General features: G+C 64.6%; 11 protein-coding genes. 3 read left to right on the forward strand and 8 right to left on the reverse strand.

Annotated elements, in window-relative coordinates; all coding sequences use genetic code 11:
• Positions 1 to 6: 6 nt before the first annotated feature.
• The 8 genes from J3R75_RS11910 to J3R75_RS11945 all read right to left on the reverse strand — a co-directional run bounded on the left by J3R75_RS11910 (position 7) and on the right by J3R75_RS11945 (position 12,038).
• Positions 7 to 4,122, reverse strand: coding sequence for an alpha-amylase family glycosyl hydrolase (locus J3R75_RS11910; RefSeq protein ID WP_307261811.1), 4,116 nt, complete (start codon positions 4,120 to 4,122; stop codon positions 7 to 9).
• A 208-nt stretch (positions 4,123 to 4,330) separates the two neighbouring features.
• On the reverse strand, positions 4,331 to 5,998 hold the full coding sequence (locus J3R75_RS11915) for an L-lactate permease (protein ID WP_307261813.1): 1,668 nt from the start codon (positions 5,996 to 5,998) through the stop codon (positions 4,331 to 4,333).
• Between the two features lie 22 nt (positions 5,999 to 6,020).
• The gene (gene tsaD, locus J3R75_RS11920) at positions 6,021 to 7,103 is read right to left on the reverse strand and encodes a tRNA (adenosine(37)-N6)-threonylcarbamoyltransferase complex transferase subunit TsaD (RefSeq protein ID WP_307261815.1); all 1,083 of its coding nucleotides are present in this window, start codon (positions 7,101 to 7,103) and stop codon (positions 6,021 to 6,023) included.
• 98 nt (positions 7,104 to 7,201) lie between these two features.
• The gene (locus J3R75_RS11925; protein WP_307261817.1) at positions 7,202 to 8,491 is read right to left on the reverse strand and encodes an alkaline phosphatase family protein; all 1,290 of its coding nucleotides are present in this window, start codon (positions 8,489 to 8,491) and stop codon (positions 7,202 to 7,204) included.
• 63 nt (positions 8,492 to 8,554) lie between these two features.
• Positions 8,555 to 9,529 carry a UbiA family prenyltransferase gene (locus tag J3R75_RS11930; RefSeq protein WP_307261819.1) on the reverse strand — a complete coding sequence of 325 codons (975 nt, stop codon included), beginning with the start codon at positions 9,527 to 9,529 and terminating at the stop codon, positions 8,555 to 8,557.
• A complete protein-coding gene (locus J3R75_RS11935) occupies positions 9,526 to 10,023 on the reverse strand; it encodes a hypothetical protein (RefSeq protein ID WP_307261821.1) in 498 nt (165 codons plus the stop codon). The genes J3R75_RS11930 and J3R75_RS11935 overlap by 4 nt, the downstream gene beginning before the upstream one ends.
• Positions 10,024 to 10,104: 81 nt before the next feature.
• Positions 10,105 to 10,461, reverse strand: coding sequence for a hypothetical protein (locus tag J3R75_RS11940; protein WP_307261823.1), 357 nt, complete (start codon positions 10,459 to 10,461; stop codon positions 10,105 to 10,107).
• 71 nt (positions 10,462 to 10,532) lie between these two features.
• Positions 10,533 to 12,038, reverse strand: coding sequence for a hypothetical protein (locus J3R75_RS11945; protein ID WP_307261824.1), 1,506 nt, complete (start codon positions 12,036 to 12,038; stop codon positions 10,533 to 10,535).
• Between the two features lie 184 nt (positions 12,039 to 12,222).
• Between J3R75_RS11945 and J3R75_RS11950 the strand changes: the two genes are divergently transcribed.
• The 3 genes from J3R75_RS11950 (at position 12,223) to J3R75_RS11960 (ending at position 15,497) form a co-directional block, all read left to right on the forward strand.
• Positions 12,223 to 12,429: a hypothetical protein gene (locus J3R75_RS11950; protein WP_307261826.1), complete on the forward strand. Its 207-nt coding sequence runs from the start codon at positions 12,223 to 12,225 to the stop codon at positions 12,427 to 12,429.
• Positions 12,430 to 12,937: 508 nt separating this feature from the next.
• Positions 12,938 to 14,671 (forward strand): DNA translocase FtsK, encoded by a 1,734-nt coding sequence (locus tag J3R75_RS11955; RefSeq protein WP_307261827.1) that lies wholly within the window; start codon positions 12,938 to 12,940, stop codon positions 14,669 to 14,671.
• Positions 14,672 to 14,993: 322 nt separating this feature from the next.
• Positions 14,994 to 15,497: an NfeD family protein gene (locus tag J3R75_RS11960; RefSeq protein WP_307261829.1), complete on the forward strand. Its 504-nt coding sequence runs from the start codon at positions 14,994 to 14,996 to the stop codon at positions 15,495 to 15,497.
• Positions 15,498 to 15,518 lie beyond the last annotated feature (21 nt).

Genomic DNA, 15,518 nt, shown 5'->3' on the forward strand with positions numbered 1-15,518 from the left:
CCTTTTCTATTTCACTGGTTCCAGAATAAGGTCGTCAAGCCATAGACGGCCCTCATTGCCATTCAGGCCGGCCTGAATGGATAATCCCGTGACATTTTCCGGCGCGGTCCATTCTACTACAAAATGCTGCCAGGCAAAAGACCCCATGGGCATTTTTACTTCGCCGTAGCGAGTGATGTTGCGGCCGTCGTCCTGTCGTAGTTGGGCGGCGAAGCGCAGGACGGCGCCCATCCAGGCGTCGGGGCCGGGGCGGATGTCTTCGCCGCGGGCCCAGCAGCTGAGGCGCCAGGTCGTGCCGGGCTTGAAGGTGTTGACGGACAGCGTCTGGGTGAACAGGCGGTATTGGCCCGAGGCGCCGACGATGGCGGCGGCGGCGGCGCCGCTGTGGACGGTATCGGCGGTGACGCTGCCGCCGGTGGGCACGCTCCAGGTGCTGGCGCGGCTTTGCAGTTGTACCAGCCGCCGGTACCAGTAGTTGAGCGAGCCATGCTCGAAGCTGGGGTCGCTGAGTAAGCCGTTACTGCTGGCATTGAGTGCGGGCAGTGCCAGCGTGGCCAGTGGCTGGGTGGTGGGGGCTGGCGTGGCGTCGCTGGGGGCGATCCAGGCGCTGGCGCGGCGCCATTGGCCGATGTGGTCATGGGCGGCGTCGCCGTCATGCCAGGCGAGGTACAGGGCCTGGCCGTGGATGAAGAGATTCTCGGGCTGGGGGCCGTCCCAGCGCATCTGCGTGTAGCGCAGGCGCGCGGCGCCGCTGTTGTCGCGCAGGACAATGGTGTCGGGCAGCGGCGCGTTGGCGATGAGTTTGGTTTCGGCCTCGCGATTTTTGCTGGCATTGCCGATGGCCACGCGTTGGCCGTCGCGGAGGAATTCGACGCTGGCGCAGTTGTTGAGCTGCTGTTGCATGGCGACGAATACCCGCTTGCCCTGCGAGGCGTTTCTGGGTCGGGCGGCCCAGGCGAAGCCGAAGCCAGTGCCGGCGCCCAGCGTGTATTCGGTGACATAATCGATGGGGAGGCGCATGAGGTCGAAGCGGCCGCGGCCGCGCATGGTGCCGCTGAAGGCCAGGTGGAGGGTGCCGTCGGGGTCGCGGGTGAAGCGGGCGAAGGTTTCCACGTCATCGAGGGCCTGGAAGCGGGTGCCTTCCTCGGCGTAGCCGGCGTCGGTGTAAAGCTGGTAGGCGCCGGAGAGCTTTTGCCACTTGCCATCGGCACTGCGGACTTCATGGCTGCTGACGATGCCGCTGTTGCTGATGAGCAGGCGCAGGGCGCCGTTGTCAAAACACCAGCCGCCGGCCATGGGCTGCAGGCGCGGGTCGCTCGTGCCGGAGGGTGCGGCCGTCGCTGGCGGGGTGGCCTGGCGTAGGGTGAAGGTGAAGCTGCGGACGGCGTTACCGATGGCGTCATCGCCGATGCCCCAGCGCATGAAGACGTGGGGCGCGTGGTCGTCGCCGACGCGGTCGAGGATGCTGGCCAGTGCGGGCTGCGCGTCGGGCGCGAAGGCCAGTTCCAGGCTGCCGTTGGCGGTACGGAAGGCCAGCCGCGCTTCGTTGGCGCTGAAACCGAAGGGATTCTGGAGGCTGTTCCACAGCACATTGCCGCCCTGGAGGTGGTGATAGATATTGCGCACGACGCCGTCGAAATGCGGGTGGCGGGTGCGGAAGCGGTCTTCCCAGACGCCGGCGGCGGCCTGTGCCAGCCAGTCGCAGGGTTCGTCTGCCGCGATGGGCAGGCGCAGCAGGAGGCCGCTGGGCTCCCTCATGCCGGCGGGTGCGCTGGCCGTGATCTGCAGGGAGCCGTCGGCGAGGCGTTTTTGCGTGACGGTCCACGTGTGGTCTTGGACGCGGTGGCGGACTTCGCCGGCGGCGTTGAGCGCGTCATTGAGCTCGTGATGTTTGCCGATGCTGTCGATCAGGCGGAGATTGAAGGGGAGCAGGCGTGGCGCGGCGGTCAGCGTTGTCGCCGGCATGGGCGGCTGTTCGAGGCTGCCCAGGCGGAGCATGGCCATGCCGAAGGGCGGTAGGCGCAGGTCGGTTTCCAACGCCTGGCCATCGGCTGATGGCCGCAGGGCGAGAACCTGGCCGCTCCACAGATCGCGGCAGCTCTTCTCCTGCTGCAGCGCTGCCGGCAGGGCCGACAGGGGCAGTGAAATGACGCCTGCGGTCTCCACGGGATTGAAATTGACCAGGGCGACGCTGGCGCGCCAGCCGCCGCGTTTTTCCCAAGCAAACGCGCCGCTGGGTTGTGCGGGCAGTTCGGCCTGGCGCAGACAGGCAAAGACACCGGCGGGTGTCGTCACCGCCAGGTAATCGACGGTGGTCGTGTCCTGTTCGTAGAGGCCATTGCGCAGGGCGAAGATTTTTTTGATGACGGGGCCGTGGCCGTCTTCGCCGTCTTGGTAGAGCATGGGCATGCCTTTGATCCAGGCGGTGACGGCGAGTGCCGCGCGCATGGGGGCAGGGCCGTACTGCAGTTCGGCGCGGAGACTGTCGTGGCTTTCGATATGGCGCAGGGAGACCAGATCCGGCACGTTGCTGTACTGCTGTTCGTGCAGCCAGCGGCGGAGATTGGTGCCGAATTGCGTGGGGTCGGTCGCGCGCATGGCTGGGAAGATCGAGTAGCACATGGCGAAATCATAAATGGCGTCGCTGACCACCCCGAAAAGGCCGCCGCCGACTTCGGCGAGGGTGCTGCCTTCGGCCTGGAGTTCGCGGACGCCTTCGCGGATGGCGCGTTGCATGGCCAGGCCGCCCTGGCTGCGGGCCATGCTGGCGCGGGCGTAGGGTATGGCTGGATTCCAATTGGGGATCTTGCTGCCGCTACAGGCGTCGATGCGGTAGCCGTCGATACCGTAGTCGCGGACGTAATGGCGGGCGACGCCCTTCATGTAGTCGACCCACGATGGCCAGTTGAAGTCGAAGCACCAGTAACCCAGGGTGGAGCCGTCTTCGTCTTGGACGAGCCATTCGGGGTGTTCGATGGCGCGGGGGTAGGTATTTGAGCCGCCGTGGGGAACGATGTCCTGCCAGACGCGCAGGTCGAGGGCTTTGGCGGCGCGGACCAGCTGGCGGTATTCGTCGCCAGTGCCGATGCCGTCCATGAATTTGTAGTAATCGCGGGGGTGATAGGGGCTGATATCTTCCACGGGCAGTATCCACAGGGCGTTGCAGCCCAGGTCGGCCATGCGTGGCAGTTGCGCGGTGCTGGGTGCAAAGCCGCCCCAATCTTTCCAGTTGCTGCCGATGCTGCCGCCGGGATGGAAGGAGTACAGGGTGACGCGGGGGACCCACGACGGCCGGTCGGGGGGGACGATCTGGCCGCGGTCGCGAAACCACTCGGGGAGGCGGCGCAGGGCTGTTTCGGCGTCGTTGTCCTGCAGCCACAGCCAGAAATCGCCCAAGTGCTGCGGCACGCCGGGCTGGACATGGCCGGAAATGCCGCTTTGCATGTTGATGTCCAGGGCGCCGGCCTGCTCGGCCACCAGCGTGTGGCCGGTATCCGCGTGAGGCACGAGTTCGTCTGCCAGCCAGACGAGCGACAGCGTCGGTGACAGCTCCACCAGCGTTGGCCAGGGACTGCGGCCATTGCCTTGGCGATAGCCCGGCGTCAGGTCCGCAGCCAGGCGGCGGCGCGGCGGAAAATCGCCCGGCTGAAAATACCATCCCGGTGCCGCAAAGGGCAGCGATGGCGTTTTGAGTGCGAAGCCGCGGATTTTGCTGGCGGCTGGGCCGTCCCAGATGATGTCTACTGCGCGCTTGAGCTGGCCCTTGGCGGGAAGGAGCTCGTAGTGGCAGATGACCCGCCAGGCGCCCAGGCGCTGCTCGGTGCGTAGGCGGTTGGGGCCGTCGTCAATCACCGCCAGCAGTTCGGGGGTGGCAGCGCCTGACGCGAGCCAGCTCTGGTCGTCCTGCTTGATATCAAAGCCGGCGCCGTCTTGGCCCCGGGCGATTTCGCGACCCTGGTACCACAGTGCCGTCCAGGCGCCGCTGCGGGTGTCAATGCCGATTGCCAGGCGCTCGTCGCCGAAGCGCCGCTCAGTCGCGGCAGGCGCCGCCGCTGGTTGGGCATGGCCTGCGGCGGCACACAGAAAACAGGCAGCCAAAAGACCCATCGTTCGTGACATCATACCCTGCAGCTCCTTTACTTGTTTTTGCCTTGCGTCGACGCAATTGTGTAAGAAAACGTACGATATAGCGGAAAACTGGGAAGACTATTTGTTTTTTTCCCGGGCGGGGGAAGTTTGCCGGAGGCGGGGGGCTGGGAACGAATGGGATGTAGGGGACGTAGGGGACGTAGGGGACGTAGGGGCTGTCGCGGGATCATCTGGAGGGGGGCTAGCTCAGGTAGAGCAGCCAGGCGGCGAGGAGGGACAGGACGCCTAGGATGATTACGGGCACGCAGTTGATCATGATGATGCGCGCTTCTTGGCCGGCGGCATTGACGGTGGCGCAGGCTGCGACCACGCCGCTCAGTCGGATCATACAGCCCAGGCCACCGCCGACATTCTGCAGCGCGGCCAGCAGCGACTCTGACATGCCCAGCAGGTGAGCCGTATCGAACTGAATGGAAATAAAGAGGATATTCGATACTGTGCAGGACCCCGACAGGAAAGTTCCGAGCATGCCGATAAAGGGCGAGCCGACAATGAAGGCGCGGCCCATGAGGTCCGACGCGCCTTTGGCGATTGTCGCCAGCATATCCGGCGCGCCGGCGCCATTGACGTCGGAAAAGATCATGACTTGCACCATGGCGACGCTGGCCGCGATGGCGATGGCGGCGCCGCGTACTTGCTTTTCGGAGCACTGAACGAGCAGCCAAAGGGTTCTGATGCGCATGCCGAAGAGCAGTGCGGCGACCAGCGCCACGGCCATGAAAGGGAGTATGCCCGGATTGTTCAGGGCTGACCAGCGGAAGGTCGTGCCAGCCACTCCGAACAGCGGCGGCAAGTCCACGCGCAATACCTGGCTCAACAGCGCTTTGCAGGGCAGCATGGGCAGGCGGGTGAGCATCAGCGTGAGCGCAATCAACGCGTAGGGCAGCCAGGCTTTCCACTCGGGCATCGGCGGTGCGGATTTTACGCTGGCGTGGGCAGGCGAGGAGTTGTCGTTCTCTGCTGTTTGTTCCTCATTCTTCGCGCTTGCGGCGTTTTCGTTGTTTGGGAAGTCCCATACTCGCCGCGGGACCATCAGGCCGAGCTTGACGCAGCCGATGACCAGCGGCAAGGCCACGACCGCGCCGATCATCGACGGCAGTTCTGGTCCGAACCACAGTGCGGCATAGCGCCAGGGAATGACGTAGGCCAGGCCCGAAAACAGGCATAGCGGCGTGATTTCCAGCAGCGACCGTCGCCAATGCCGATCGCCAGCCAGGAGCAGCATGGTGGCCACTGCGATCAGTGGCAGGAAGGTTCCCGAGAGGGCGAAGATGCCGGTCAGTTGTTCCAGCACGTCACCCGCAAAGACATCGTGGGCCATGCCGATGCGGTCGAGATTGTGTTCGAGGGTGCTGAAGCCGGTGAGCACGGGTATGCCCACTGCGCCAAAGGGCACCGGCAGGGTGTTGCAGATCAGCGCGACGACCACCGCCGTCACGGCCGGAAAACCCAGGCCGACCAGTAATGGCGCGGCTAGCGCCGGCGCCGCGCCAAAACCCGACGCACCTTCGATGAAGGCGCTGAACAGCCAGGCGATGATGATCACTTGGATGCGGCGGTCACGGGAGATGTGCGCAAAGGTACGGTTTATCGTCAGTACTGCGCGGCTGCGGTCGAGGATATTCAGCAGCAACACCGCGCCAAAAATGATCAGGATGATGTCGATGCCTTTCAGCAATCCGAACAAGGACGCCGCCATGATCCGCAGCAGCGACATCCGCCACACTGCCAGGCCAAGGACGCAGGTGCCCAGCCAGGACCAGGCCAGCGCCTTCCCCGGCGCGACCCGCCACAGCGTCATCAGCAGCAGGGGCGCCGCTATCGGTAATAATGCTAGAAAGATGTACATGTCAGCCGGTGAACAGAGAGAATTAGTTGGCGGGCATGGTAGCGTTTGGTGCGAAGGGGATAATGCCGAGGTCGTGGTCGAGGCGGGCGTTGGTGGGCATAGCGAGGCCGTCGCTGCGGCCGTGGCGGAGGTAATGCCAGGCGAGACCGGCGACCATGGCGGCGTTGTCGGTGCAGTATTTGGGTGGGGCGAGCACGAGTTTGCGGCCGATGCGGCCGGCTTCCTGACTGAGTTTTTCGCGCAGGTAGCTATTGCAGGCGACGCCGCCGCAGACGCAGATGACGGGCGTGTTGAAGTGTAGGGCGGCATCGCCGGCCTTGGTGACGAGCACGCCCATGACGGCTGCCTGGTAGCTGGCGACGACGTCGGCGAGTTCCTGATCGCTGAGACTGCGGTCTTTGACTGCGTAGAGCATGGCGGTTTTGACGCCGCTGAAGCTGAAATCGAAACGGTGTTCGGGTTTGACGGCCTTGCCGGCGGCGCCGGTGAGGCCGCGTGGGAAGTCGTAGGCGCTGGTGTTGCCGGTTTTGGCGATGCGGTCGATGACGGGTCCACCGGGGTAGCCGAGGCCGAGGATTTTGGCGGCTTTGTCGAGGGCTTCGCCGGCGGCGTCATCGAGGGTGCTGCCGACGATGCGGGCGTGACCATCGGGCTGGATGACGACGATGGCGGTGTGGCCGCCGGAGACGACCAGGGCGAGGATGGGGAAGTTGGCGGCGTCGGCGAGGAGTTCGGGCTGGCCGATGAAGGCGCCGTAGATGTGGGCGATGAAGTGGTTGATGCCGACCAGCGGGATGTCCTTGGCGGCGGCGAGGCCCTTGGCGTAGGCGTTGCCGACCAGTAGCGCCGGGATCAGCCCGGGATTGCTGGTGACGGCGACGCCCTCAATTTGGTCGATGCTGATCGCGGCCTTGGCGAGGGCCGTGTCGACCACGGGCGAGATATTGCGGAGGTGTTCGCGGGCGGCGAGTTCGGGGATGACGCCGCCATAGCCGGCGTGGAGCTGGACCTGCGAAGAGATGGTGCTGGCCAGGACGTCGTGGCCGTCGCGGACGATGGCGGCGGCCGTTTCGTCGCAACTGCTTTCAATGCCGAGTATGATCATGATGGTGCCTGTTGTTGTTGCTGGTGCTGGGCGGTGATGAAATAAGAGTCTGAGCGGAAAGGTCGTGCTGACCGGCGGGGCGGCAGCGAGGTTGCCGGCTACGACTTGTCCAGGCGTGCTTTAAGTGCTTGTGCGAGATCGAGCGTGGACTTGGCGTGGAGGAGCTCGGCCAGGCCGGTGGTGGCGGCGAACGCGGCCGGGGCGTCGCCGCGGCCGTGACTGCCGCGGGGCTTACTGGCGTCGCTGCTGCTGCGCAAGAAGGGAATGTCCCAGAAGAGCTCGCAGGGATCGAAGCCGATTTTGTTGTGGATATCGACGTGGGTGGCGTAGTCGGGCGCTTCGGCGGGGTCAGTCCACCACGGGTAGGCGAACCACGCGTCGGCTTGGGCGGTGAGGACGAGGTCGCCGGCGTTGGGGTGGTCCAGGCCGGCTTCGGCGGCGATTTGGACGCGCTCGACGCCGGGGAGCGCCGCGAGGGCGGCGCGGGCGGCGGGCAAGTCGGCGGGGGCGTCAACGAAGACATGGGCGACTTGGTGGTCGGTCATCGCGAAAGCGCGGGAGTCATAGAGATTGGGGTAGCTCATGCGGCCGACCTGCCGGCAGCAGAAAAGCCCGGCGTCGCGGAGGGCGCGGTTGGGGAAGACCGGCCGGCTGACGGCGGTGATGGCGTAGTCGCCCCAGATGAGCAGCTCGTAGCCGCAGCGGCGGGCGGTGTCGCCGAGGCGCTGCAGGCATTCGGCCAGGACGGTGATGGCGGCCGCGCTGGCCGGGTGCGCCGGGCCGAATTTCTGCAAGGCGTAGTCGAGGTGTGGCAGGTAGCTGAAGATGAGTTCGGGCGCGTGGCGCTGCATGAGTGCGGCGGTGACGTCGGCGATCCAGCGGCTGGACTGGCTGTTGGCGGTGGGGCCCCAGTAATGGCGAAGGCGGAAAGGGCGGCCCACGGCGTGCGTGAGTTCGGCGGCGAGCTCGTCGGGCCGGCTTTGACAGGCGTCGATCATGCCGCCGTGGTGTTTATGGATAGGCGCCGGCGAGAGGATGAAGTCGGCGTCTTCGCCGAGGCTCTGCTGGTAGCAGATCATGGCGACGCGGCGGCCAGCGCGGCGGGCATTGGCCCAGAGTCTGTCGCCGTCAATCATGCGGGCGGACTGATTCCAGAAATCGACGCGGCGGCTTTGGCGATTGAAGAAGCCATTGGCGACGACGCCGTGCTCGCGTGGTGCAGTCGCGCAGCGGATGGTGGCCTGGGCGCAGCAGGTGACGGCCGGGAAGACTGGGCTGAGTGGCTGGAAGGTCATGCCGGTGGCCCGGCTGAGGACGCCGTCCTGCCTGGCAAGGTCGTAGCCGAGGGCGGCGCATTGGATGACGAGTATTTTCGGCGTCGTGGGCATGGTAGGTGTGGCGGTGCTTGGCCGGGCGCCCGGTGGGCGATGCCAGTGACGCCGTGGCGCGGTTCAGCTGATGGAAATGCGGCGGCCGAGGACGGACGAGAAGACCAGGCCGGTGAGGACGATGATGGCCAGGGACTGCGCGCCTTCCGTGCCGTAGAGGGCAATCCACCCGGCCTGCCAGGGGATGAGCGCGCGGATGGACAGACCGATGGCGGCGCGCATGCGTTCCGGGCGCGTCGTGCGGTTATGTAGCGCGGCGGCGAGGCCAAAAGTGACGATGAGCGCCATGACCAGGCAAACAAAGCTCAGCCAGCTGTCGGTGGAGTAGCTGTCTCCGGGCAGGAAAGGCAGGCTGACCAGCGCGCCGATGGCGAACGACAAGGGCAGGTAGTAGACGTTGGCGTGCGGTATTTGCACCCGGTTTTCGCCGTCCGCCAGCCAGGTGACCGTGGTGATATAGATGGTTTCGGCAATGACCAGCGGGAAGAGGCCAAAGGGAAAGCCAACGCAGGCAGCGCCGAGAAGGACGTTGGCGCCACGGCAGAGGCCCATGCACAGTGAGCCGGGACCGAGTGTTTTCTTGAGGCGGACATTGTAGGCGGTGACCAGCGCGAGGATGAATAGCGCGACGAAGAAGGGCCAGCGGCCGAGCAGCAAGGCGAAGAAGAGGGCCACGGCGGCGCAGACCAGCGCGCCAAGCGCGGCGGCGGCCGGCGTGATCTGTTTGCTGGGGAGGGGCCGTTCGGGGCGATGGCGGCTGTCTTCGGTCAGATCGCACCAGTCATTCTGGATGGTGCCAAAGGCGTAGAGGAACACCGAGCTGATGGCTACGGCGATTAGGCGCCAGGGGTTGATGCCGCTGCCAAGCAGCAGGGCGGCCAGCAAAAAACCGGCGAGGGGATCGCCGAAGACAGTAAAGAGATTGGCGACGCGAACCAGCCGTGACCAGGGCAGGAGGGTCTGCTGGACAAAGAGCGCCCATGGGGTCTGCGGTGGCGCGGTGCGGCGGGGACTGCGAATGGTCGGTTGGTAGGTCATGCCTGTTGTTCTTCCTTGAGTGCTGACTCGCCGCTTTTCCACAATTCGGCGACGACACGCCAGTTAGACAACGATGTGAAGGACACAGTTTCCACACTGAGGAGCGTGAAATCCGCCAGATCGAGGCCGTGGAGTATTTTAATCAGCTCCGGGTCATTTTGAAAGCTCGAATCGACGACATTGCCGCGGCGGAAGACCACCCGGTAGGCATTTTCGGCGGGTGGCTGCAAGACGCGGATAGCCAGGGGGGCTTTGGACGGGGGAGGGCCTGCGGTGTTCGCAGGCGCGGCATCATCATGGGCGGCGGGGAGTTGCCGGCTTGCCTTGCGGTTCTTGGTCTTGCGCAGCGATGGCAGGGGGGGCGGGTCAGGGAAGGGATAGTCCACCATGCCCAAGAGGCGGCGAATGCCTTCCTCGCAGGACCACACCTTGACAAACTCGCTCTCGCGCTGGCGGAGGAGGTCAATGATGCTGATGTCGGTGGGTATCTTCATGACGGGATTCGATCGTAAACGCCGGGACAGTTGGTGATGCGGCTAAACTGCAGTCGGGGATTCGCTACGGGGCGGGCGCCGTTATTTGGCGTCGCCGGGTTTGGGCTTGGCGGCGTCGCTGGTGGGCGCCGGTGCTGGGGTGGCGGGCTTGTGTGGCGCGGGCGCGGCGGCAGGCTTTTTGGCGGAGGCTTTGGCGCTGCTGCTGAAGCCGGCGACGGGGTAGGGCGGGTCGGGGAAGATGAAGACGCCGGGTTCGCCCATGACGGTCTCGACCTGCGCTTCGAGTTCGGCGATGCGGCGGTAGGCCTCGTCGCGTTCGGCCAGGAGTCCGTCGACTTTCACGCGGGCTTCGTAGGCGGCCTTGATGGTCTCCGCGTCGGCGCGCATGACGATTTCGACAAAGCTCAGGGGTTCCGTTGAAACCGGTTTTTTAGCCATGTTGTTCTCCTTTTGGTCTTGGTGCCAGAGATGCGGTATATAAGAGGATGCGTGATGTCAAAATGGGGTTGTCAGCCGTCGCCGGTGACTTTGCGGATGAGGCGTTTGAGGATGCCGCCGGCGCTGGCTGGCGCTGTGGCGTCGTCGTTAGCGGCTGGGGCGCTGTCTTCGGGGGTGCTGAGGTGTCGCGCCATGACCCGCTGGCGGGCGGCGTCGGCGCGCTGCTGCAGAGCGTCATAAGCGGCGTCCTGGACCTCGTCGTCGTTGTCGAGGACGAGGTGCTGGAGGATTGCTTCGGGCGCGTCGGGGTGCCTGGCGATGGCAAGGCGGACGGCGCTGGCGGTATCCTGGCTGAGTTTGGCGATGATGGCGACGGGCAGTTGCCGGGATTGTGCGGCGAGTGCGCGCAGGGTGGGCAGCGGATGATCGGCGAGGCGCTTCGCGATGAGCGCGCTCATGCCGTGACAGGGGATGCCGCGGAAGGCGAGATGGTAGAGGGTGTCGTCATCGGCGTACTGCAGGATGATGGCGATGAGCTCGTCGTTCAGGTTGGGGCGGGCGGCGAGGAGCTTGAGCGCGAGCTGGTCGTGAGTTTCGGCCAGGACGGCGATGGCCGCCGGCGGCGACGCCGGGTTCTGCAGCAGGGCAAGAATGATCTCGGGATTGCCATAGCTGATGAGCTTGAGCGCGGCGTCGTGGCTGAGGCGGGGATGGCGGGCCAGTTGCATGCGCACGGCGTGTTCCGGGTCATTGGCGAGAATCTGCTGGACGATGGCCGGCAATTCTTCCTGCCGGCAGACCAGCGAGCGCACGGCGATGTCCTGGTGTCGGGCGAAGCCGAGCATTTCGTCGGCGCTGAGGTTTTTGCGGGGTATAGCCTGGAGCTGCACCTCGGGATGCGTGCTCAGACAGAGCGATTCGAGGACGGGGTCGGGGAGTTGTTTGCGGGCCAGCAGGACCAGCTGGGGGAAGAGCTCGTCGGTGTCGGCCCATTGCAATTGGATGTCGGCGCTGATGCGGGGGGCGAGGAGGGCTTTGGCCTGGACGGTGACATCGCGGTCGTCGCAGAGGGCTTTATAGATCTCGTTGTCCAACCGGGGCGATTTGAGGAGGCTGGCGCGGACGAAGGGCACCGGGTCGTCGCTGAGGATGGTCTGCACGCGTGGTGTGATGGCGCTGTTTTCGGCCAGGGTGGCGCGGACATTGGCATCGGGGTCTTCGCTGAGGATGAGCGCGGTCTGGGGGCTGATGGCCTTGCCGGTGGCGACGGCGCAGCGCACTTCGGAGCGTTCATGGCGCGCCAGCTGCTGCAGGATGGTCTTGGGGGTGCGCTGGTTTTCCGCCAAAGCCGCCAGCACTTCGATGCTACTGGTTTTGGCGAAGAGCTCTTCGAGGACGCGGCTGGGCGTGTCGAGGTAGCCCGCGAGGAAACGCTGCACGTCGTACGTAGCGTGGTCGGAAGCTAGTTCGCGGATGAGCTGCACCGGGATCGTGCCTGGCCGGAATGCCTTGAGGGCGGCCGTCGGGTCTGCAAGTATCTGTGCCAGCAGGGTCGCTTTGTTGATGGGTTCGTCCATGTCGTCGTATGTGAAATGAGGTGCAGTCGCTGCCGCCGGCAAAGGCCCGGCCGATGCTCAAGACGGCAGACATAGCAATATAACCCAGCTTTGCCGAGCGGGGGCTCGCGCGAAACAGAATAACAATGTTTTTGGCAAGCGTAGCCGCGAAGGAGCACGGGGGGCAAGGGGGAGGATGGGGGTTGTGTTTTATCGCGGACGGATCGGTTCTGCTGTCTTTTTTCGCGGACGGATCGGACCGATCGGACGGATCGGGTTGGTTGATCGTCTGATCAGTCTGATCAGTCTGATCGGTCTGATCGGTCTGATCGGTCTGATCAACAGTATTTACCTGCGTGGTTTGCCGTGGGTGGTATATTACACTTTTTCTGGTGATCAGGGTGGGCGGTAATTCGCTCGGGGGAACGATTGCGAACGCGAGGACGAGGACGTTGCAGAAGGACGACAAGCTTAGTTTTGGTGCAGTCGCGGCCAGGGAGATCGCGCTGCTTTGGCGTTTTTGTTGTGCTCAGCTGAGCCGGGCCATGCGCGGGACGCTGTGGCAGGCATGGCAGAGTCGGCGGGGGCACTACGCAGCCACGCGTGGAGATGCCAATGGTGCCGGGCAGATGCCTGGCGGCGCTACGGGCGCCCCAAGATTGCTCGGTGGTTCGCGGGGTGCCGGCGACACGAGCCGCGATGGCCATGCCAGCGGGGAAATTGTCGGAGACAACGTGGACGCCTGGAAAGCGCGTGGGGGCGCTGGCGGGACGGCGCCCGCCGGCGCAAATGCTGCTGATGGGGTGTACGCTGGCGGGACGGCGCCCGGAGGCGCAAATGGTGCTGATGGGGCGCTTAGTAATGGCGGCGCGGGGGGAGCGTCCGCTTCGTCGTCGTTGTCGGCCGACGAGCAGTCGGCGGTGATTGACAAACTGACGAATCGTTTTGCGGCGAAGCTCGATGCGCGTGAGCGTCGTCAGCAGCAGCTGCAGCGTCAGCGCGAGCACGACGAGCAGCAGCAGGCACTGATTGATCCGCGAGTGCTGCCGGCGTCGGCCGAGGGGGCGCCCGAGCAACTTGAGCTGGCCTTGGAACAACCGGCCGCAAGCGCGCCGGCAGCGCTTGTATCGCCTGTGGTCATGCCGGCAGCGCGTTTGCATGGCGAGGCTTATTTGTTGCCGCCCTTGGCTTTGCTGGTGACGGAGCAGTCGCCGGTGGCGGTTGACGAGAGTGACATTGCCGAGCAGCGGAAGTTGATCCAGGATTGTCTGGACAGCTTCAACATTGACGCCGATGTGGGCGCGGCGATCTGTGGGCCGCGGGTGACTTTGTACCAGGTGAACGTGGCGCGTGGTGTGCGCGTGGGCATGGTCAGCGCCATTGGCAAGGACTTGTGCATGGCTCTGTCGGCTCAGAGTTTGCGCATCTTGGCGCCGGTGCCGGGGCATGACTATGTGGGCATCGAGGTGCCGAATCGGCGTGCGCAAGTCATCCGCTGTGGTGGGGTACTTTTCGGTCCGGCCTGGGGACAGGCGAAAGGATTCCTGCCGGTGATCATGGGGCGGAATATCCAGGGCGAGGATGTCTTTTTGGATTTGAGCAAAGCGCCGCATCTGCTGGTAGCCGGTGCGACTGGCAGCGGCAAGTCGGTGTGCCTCAATGCGATACTGATGTCCTTGCTGTACCGCTTCAGCCCGGAAGAACTACAGCTGATCCTGGTCGACCCGAAGGTCGTGGAAATGAATGTCTATGCGAAATTGCCGCATCTGGTGGTGCCGGTGATAACGGACGTGCAGCTGGTGGTGCTGGCTCTGCGCTGGCTGATCAACGAGATGGGGCGGCGCTACCGCGTGCTGGCAAAGGTCGGCGTGCGCAATCTGGAGAGCTTCAACAGCCGAGAGCCGAGCGCCGCCGTCGTGCTGGATGACGAGGGCCAGCCCATCCCGGCGAAGATGCCCTACATTGTTCTGGTGATTGACGAACTGGCGGACATTATGCTGAGCAGCCGCGCCGACGTGGAGTCGGGCCTGGCGCGCATCGCTCAGATGTCCCGCGCCGTTGGCATACACACCATTGTGGCCACGCAGCGGCCGAGCGTCAACGTCATCACGGGCGTCATCAAGGCCAATTTTCCCACCAGGGTGGCCTTTCAGGTGTCATCGCAGGTTGATTCGCGCACGATCATCGATGGCAAGGGGGCCGAGAGTCTGCTCGGCGCTGGCGACATGCTCTTCAAACCGCCGACGGCTTCCCGCATCCAACGCCTGCAGGGCGCAATGGTCACCGACGCCGAAATCGAACGCGTGGTCGAATTCTGCGCCGCGCAGGGCGATGCCGCCGAGTCCTTCGAGGTTATCAAACAAGCCGCGCCCGATGTCCCCGGCGACGACAGCGAATTGGCCGATGCCGATGACGACGCTGGCGCTGGCGACGAAAACGAGAGTCTGGTGCGCGCCGCCATGGAGATCGTCATTCGCGACCACAAGGCGTCCATCAGCTACGTGCAGCGGCGCCTGCGCATCGGCTACAACCGCGCCGCGACCCTCATTGACACGCTGGAAAAGCGCGGCGTGATCGGCCCGCAACTCGGGTCGGCACCGCGCGAAATCCTCGTCGATTCCATGGAAGCCGCCGTGGGCGACGAGGACTATTGAGGGGGGGAAGCGCGGCCCGACGGCAATGCTGGGCTTTTTTTCTCCGCAGATTCCGCAGATTACCACAGATTATGTTTTGTTGGTGGCGCTTAGCGCAGCCATGGCTCGCTTGTTTCACCGGCAGCCCACCCCCCTGGGAGCGCCGCCGTCCCAGCGGCAATGACCCTGGGAGCGCCGCCGTCCCGGCGGCAACGTGCGTTGTGCATTCGTTATCACTGACTGACCGCATTGGCCCTGCGTATGCTTTCTCGTTGGTCTTTCTGGTTTTTCTAGTCGCGGGAGTTTATGTTAGGCCTTTTAACTTCACAATTAGGGAGTGACCATGAGTCTGGCAGTGATCATCATGTTTGCGCTAATGGGCCTGGTATTGATCGGCCTGGAGCTCATTCTGCCGGGCGGCGTTCTGGGCATCATGGGCTCTGTGGCGCTGGTGGTGGGCATTGTCGGCATCTTTGTTGAGTACGGACCACTGGCGGGGCTGGCTGGCGGATTTTTTGCCATCGTGCTGTTGTGGGTGGGCGCCAGCAGCTGGTTCAAGTATTTTCCGCGCACGGCCAGCGGCAAGCGATTTTTGGCCTTGACCGACACCAGCAATTGGACGAGTTACGACCAGGAACTGACGGCGCTGGTGGGCAAGACGGGCCGCTGCCATACGCAGCTAAGGCCTTGCGGGACGGTGATCATTGACGGCAAGCGCTACGACGTGGTCACGCGTGGCGAGCTCATTGCCGTTCAGAGCGCCGTCAAGGTGGTGGAAGTCGCGGGCAACCGCATTGTTGTCGAGGAAATTATCGAGTCAGCGGCGCCGCCGGCCGAAGCACGGTGAGGCGCGGTACAGTATCGAGTT

The sequence above is a fragment of the Oligosphaera ethanolica genome (genome assembly GCF_030814695.1).
GTDB classification, from domain to species: domain Bacteria; phylum Verrucomicrobiota; class Lentisphaeria; order Oligosphaerales; family Oligosphaeraceae; genus Oligosphaera; species Oligosphaera ethanolica.

Excerpts from the sequence above, each read along its gene's own strand:
- J3R75_RS11910 (WP_307261811.1), bottom strand. The coding sequence starts at position 4,122 with ATGATGTCACGAACGATGGGTCTTTTGGCTGCCTGTTTTCTGTGTGCC.
- J3R75_RS11940 (WP_307261823.1), bottom strand. The coding sequence starts at position 10,461 with ATGGCTAAAAAACCGGTTTCAACGGAACCCCTGAGCTTTGTCGAAATC.
- J3R75_RS11915 (WP_307261813.1), bottom strand. The coding sequence starts at position 5,998 with ATGTACATCTTTCTAGCATTATTACCGATAGCGGCGCCCCTGCTGCTG.
- J3R75_RS11960 (WP_307261829.1), top strand. The coding sequence starts at position 14,994 with ATGAGTCTGGCAGTGATCATCATGTTTGCGCTAATGGGCCTGGTATTG.
- tsaD (WP_307261815.1), bottom strand. The coding sequence starts at position 7,103 with ATGATCATACTCGGCATTGAAAGCAGTTGCGACGAAACGGCCGCCGCC.
- J3R75_RS11930 (WP_307261819.1), bottom strand. The coding sequence starts at position 9,529 with ATGACCTACCAACCGACCATTCGCAGTCCCCGCCGCACCGCGCCACCG.
- J3R75_RS11925 (WP_307261817.1), bottom strand. The coding sequence starts at position 8,491 with ATGCCCACGACGCCGAAAATACTCGTCATCCAATGCGCCGCCCTCGGC.
- J3R75_RS11945 (WP_307261824.1), bottom strand. The coding sequence starts at position 12,038 with ATGGACGAACCCATCAACAAAGCGACCCTGCTGGCACAGATACTTGCA.
- J3R75_RS11935 (WP_307261821.1), bottom strand. The coding sequence starts at position 10,023 with ATGAAGATACCCACCGACATCAGCATCATTGACCTCCTCCGCCAGCGC.